Source organism: Streptomyces anandii JCM 4720, from assembly GCF_014650655.1.
In the GTDB taxonomy this organism is placed as follows: Bacteria; Actinomycetota; Actinomycetes; order Streptomycetales; family Streptomycetaceae; genus Streptomyces; species Streptomyces anandii.
Genome location: NZ_BMVJ01000007.1, coordinates 35358 through 39231, shown reverse-complemented (window position 1 = coordinate 39231; position 3874 = coordinate 35358). Strand labels below are relative to the sequence as shown.

Annotated in this window: 3 protein-coding genes and 1 pseudogene; 3 read left to right on the top strand and 1 reads right to left on the bottom strand. The window is 70.7% G+C overall.

Annotated elements, in window-relative coordinates; all coding sequences use genetic code 11:
• The coding region (locus IE249_RS14655) for an MFS transporter (RefSeq protein WP_189705262.1) at window positions 1-1217 on the top strand (1217 nt) is incomplete at its 5' end.
• Window positions 1218-1247: 30 nt separating this feature from the next.
• Here the strand turns inward: IE249_RS14655 and IE249_RS14650 are convergent.
• Window positions 1248-1832, bottom strand: a complete 585-nt coding sequence (locus IE249_RS14650; RefSeq protein ID WP_189705261.1) for a suppressor of fused domain protein — start codon at window positions 1830-1832, stop codon at window positions 1248-1250.
• Window positions 1833-2398: 566 nt separating this feature from the next.
• On the opposite strand from IE249_RS14650, the gene IE249_RS14645 reads away from it, so the two are divergent.
• Both IE249_RS14645 and IE249_RS37260 read left to right on the top strand, forming a co-directional pair.
• Window positions 2399-3514 (top strand): magnesium and cobalt transport protein CorA, encoded by a 1116-nt coding sequence (locus IE249_RS14645; RefSeq protein WP_189705260.1) that lies wholly within the window; start codon window positions 2399-2401, stop codon window positions 3512-3514.
• Window positions 3515-3557: 43 nt separating this feature from the next.
• Window positions 3558-3874, top strand: a pseudogene (locus tag IE249_RS37260) (hypothetical protein); the annotation flags it as partial.

Here is a 3874-nt window from a genome sequence, read left to right as displayed (position 1 = left end):
CCTTCGACGCGGGTGCGGGCGGCATCCTGCGGCAGCCGAAGGCAGTCTGGGCGACGGCCGGCGCGTCCGTCGTCGCCTTCATGGGCATCGGACTCGTCGACCCGATCCTGCCCTCCATCGCCCAGGGCCTGAGCGCCACCCCGAGCCAGGTCTCCCTGCTCTTCACCTCCTACTTCCTGATCACCGCGTTCGCGATGCTGCTGACCGGGTTCGTCTCCAGCCGCATCGGCGGCCGCAAGACCCTGCTGCTCGGCCTCGCCTTCGTGGTGGTCTTCGCGGGACTGGCCGGCACCTCCGGCTCGGTCGGCGAACTCGTCGGCTTCCGGGCCGGCTGGGGCCTGGGCAACGCCCTGTTCGTCTCCACCGCGCTCGCCGTCATCGTCGGAGCGGCGGCCGGGGGCAGCGCGGCGGCGATCCTGCTCTACGAGTCCGCGCTCGGCCTCGGCATGGCGTGCGGCCCGCTGCTGGGCGCGCTGCTCGGCAACGCCAGCTGGCGCTACCCGTTCTTCGGCACCGCGTTCCTGATGGCCGTCGGCTTCCTGTGCATCACGGTCTTCCTGAAGGAGCAGCCCAGGCCGGCCCGCAGGACCTCGCTGCTCGACCCGGTCAGGGCGCTCGGCCACGGCGGGCTCGCCTCGGCGGCCGTCTCGGCGTTCTTCTACAACTACACGTTCTTCACCGTGCTGGCCTTCACGCCGTTCGTGCTGAACATGACGCCGTACAAGTCGGGGGCGGTGTTCTTCGCCTGGGGCGTGCTGCTCGCGGTGTTCTCGGTGATCGTGGCCCCGCGCCTGCAGCAGAGGTTCGGCTCGCTGAAGGTGCTGGGCGGCTCGCTGGTGCTGCTCGCGGCCGACGTCGTGGTCCTCGGCTACGGCGACCACACCACCGCCGTGGTCTGCACGATCCTGTCCGGCGCGTTCATCGGCGTGAACAACACCGTCTACACCGAGCTCGCCCTCGGCGTGTCGGACGCGCCGCGCCCGGTGGCGAGCGCGGGCTACAACTTCGTTCGGTGGTTCGCGGCGGCCGCGGCGCCCTACTTCGCACCGAAGATCGAGGAGTGGACCGACCTCCACGTCCCGTTCGTGGTCGCGGGCGCCACCGCGGTGGTGGGCGCGCTGGTGGTCCTCGTACGGCGCAACGCGCTCACGCACGAGGCGGAGGAGCTGGAGCCGCGGCACGCGGCCGAGGACGGGGTCACCGTCTTCGCCAACTGACGGATGCAGCCGGGCGGTTGGTGAGCTTGCTCACTCCAGTGGGACGGACTTGCGGACCGGGTCGCGCAGGTCCGTCCCACTCGTCAGCCAGCGCTCCTGGAGGGCCTGGGCGCCGTGCACCCGCTTCCAGGCCGCCTCGTTCGGCGTCATCGGCAGCAGCGGCAGGAACCGTACGGGATCGAGGGGCGCGTCCAGTTCGAGGTCCTCGACCAGTCCGCCCGGCTCGGCCACCAGGACCGAGGTGAAGGGCGCACCCGGCCACAGCGGCTCGCCCACGTCCAGCGAGGCGCCCGGCGCCACGACCACGCCCTCGACCTGCGGGGACGCGCCCAGCACGGCGAGCGGGCGCAGCACCTTGCCAGTGTCGGCGAGCCCGGACCTGACCGACAGCACCAGCTCGGCGCGCGGCCCCTTGACGGGGTCGGCGAGCACCGCGGTGGGGTCGCTCATGGGCCGGGCGGACATGCCGAGGGTGGCGTACCGCACGATGTCCCCCTCGTGGAAGCGCAGCACCTCGATACGGTCCGTGCCGAGGAAGGTGACGGCCGCGCGCGCGTCCGGCTCGCCCAGCGCGGAGCGCAGCCGGGCCTCGACCAGAGGAAGAACATCTGCCATGCGGCGAGCATAGAACTCGTCAGCAGCGGGCAAAGCGGCGCCTTGACACACCGGGTGACTGGTACTCTGAGCCGACGGTTTCGGGGCAGCATGCAGAAGCATCGCGTATCGAGTCCCGACACCCGATGAGACGTCCCCCAGCGGGACTGGATCGTCCCTCACCAGGGACCGGCCGGAGGAGGTGGGGCTGTCATGGATCGAAGTCGACCGTGCAGTACCACCCGCTCTTCCGGCCTCTGATGCGGCTGTTTCCGGATCCGGCTGTCCGTCACCCCTCGCGTTCGTCCGCGTTCACTCGCGTCGGTCTCCTCGTGTCGTGGTGTCGTGGCGTCGTGTCGTGCGCCTCACACGGAAGAGCACTTCGTTTCGTCTGCTTGACCTGTCCGACCTGATCTACCCGATCTGTCCGGTCTGACCTGCGACGAATCACGCCACCGCGACGGTGCGGTGCTCCCCGCTTTGTGGACGTGCCAAACATCCGAAGTCAGGACGTCCCCATTCCGGGCAGTTCCAGCCGCTGACGGCGGTTGCTCGTCGCTCGTCGCTCGCCGCGAAGGAGCCCTGCCATGTCGATGATCCGCGACCTGCGTGCCGTGGTCCGCCCGTCCCGCCCCACGCAGCGCAAGGACGGCGGCACGTACGACACCACGCGCGACCCGGCCACGCCGTCCGCGGTCGTCGACTGCGCCGTCTACCGCGACGGGGCCCGTCTGGACACCCGGCAGCCGCTCACCCCGCAGGAGGCGATGCGTCAGGTGCGGCGCGACGGGGGGTTCGTGTGGATCGGGCTGCACGAGCCGACGGAGTCGGAATTCGCCGGTATCGCCCGGGAGTTCGGACTGCACCCGCTGGCCGTGGAGGACGCCGTCCAGGCCCACCAGCGGCCCAAGCTGGAGCGCTACGACGACTCGCTGTTCACCGTGTTCAAGACCATCCACTACGTCGACCACGACCGGCTCACCGCGACCAGCGAGGTGGTGGAGACCGGCGAGGTGATGTGCTTCACCGGGCGGGACTTCTTCATCACCGTCCGGCACGGCGGGCAGGGCTCGCTGCGGGCGCTGCGGCACCGGCTCCAGGACGACCCCGAGCTGCTGGCCAAGGGGCCCTCGGCCGTGCTGCACGCGATCGCCGACCACGTGGTCGACGGGTACATCGCGGTCGCGGACGCGCTCCAGGACGACGTGGACGACGTGGAGACGGAGGTGTTCTCGCCGGGCCGGGGAGGCACCGCGCGCGGCACCGACGCCGGCCGGATCTACCAACTCAAGCGTGAGGTGATGGAGTTCAAGCGGGCCGTGTCGCCGCTGCTGCGGCCGATGCAGCTGCTGAGCGAGCGGCCGATGCGGCTGGTCGACCCGGACATCCAGAAGTACTTCCGGGACGTCGCCGACCACCTCGTGCGCGTGCAGGAGCAGGTCATCGGCTTCGACGAGCTGCTCAACTCCATCCTCCAGGCCAACCTCGCCCAGGCGTCGGTGGCGCAGAACGAGGACATGCGGAAGATCACCGCCTGGGCCGCGATCATCGCCGTGCCGACGATGGTGTGCGGGGTGTACGGCATGAACTTCAAGCACATGCCCGAGCTGCACTGGCGGTACGGCTACCCGGTGATCATGGGGATCACGGTGGCGATCTGTCTGGGCATCCACCGCACGCTGAAGCGGAACGGCTGGCTGTGAGCTCGCCGCTTCCCGGGATCGGGGGCCTGGTTAGGCTGCTGCCATGACACGTGCGTTGCTCGACCGGGCCCTCGTCGAGGAGGCCACGAAGAAGTCCGGCCTCATCTGGGTGGCCGCACCCGGCGTCCCGGCGCGTGCCCTGTGGCACGTGTGGCACGAGGGCGCGGCCTGCGTGGTCGGCGACGGACCGGGCGAGCAGCCGCTGCCGGGGCTCGCCGACGGGGCGGTGGCCGAGGTCACCGTGCGCAGCAAGGACAAGGGCGGCCGGCTGGTCACCTGGTCGGCCCGGGCCGTCGAGCTCGCCCCGGAGTCCGAGGCCTGGCAGGCGGCGGTGGCCGAACTGAAGGGCAAGCGGCTCAA

What these genes read in the sequence shown, in the direction of transcription:
- IE249_RS14650 (WP_189705261.1), bottom strand. Translation starts at nt 1,832, where the DNA reads ATGGCAGATGTTCTTCCTCTGGTCGAGGCCCGGCTGCGCTCCGCGCTG.
- IE249_RS14645 (WP_189705260.1), top strand. Translation starts at nt 2,399, where the DNA reads ATGTCGATGATCCGCGACCTGCGTGCCGTGGTCCGCCCGTCCCGCCCC.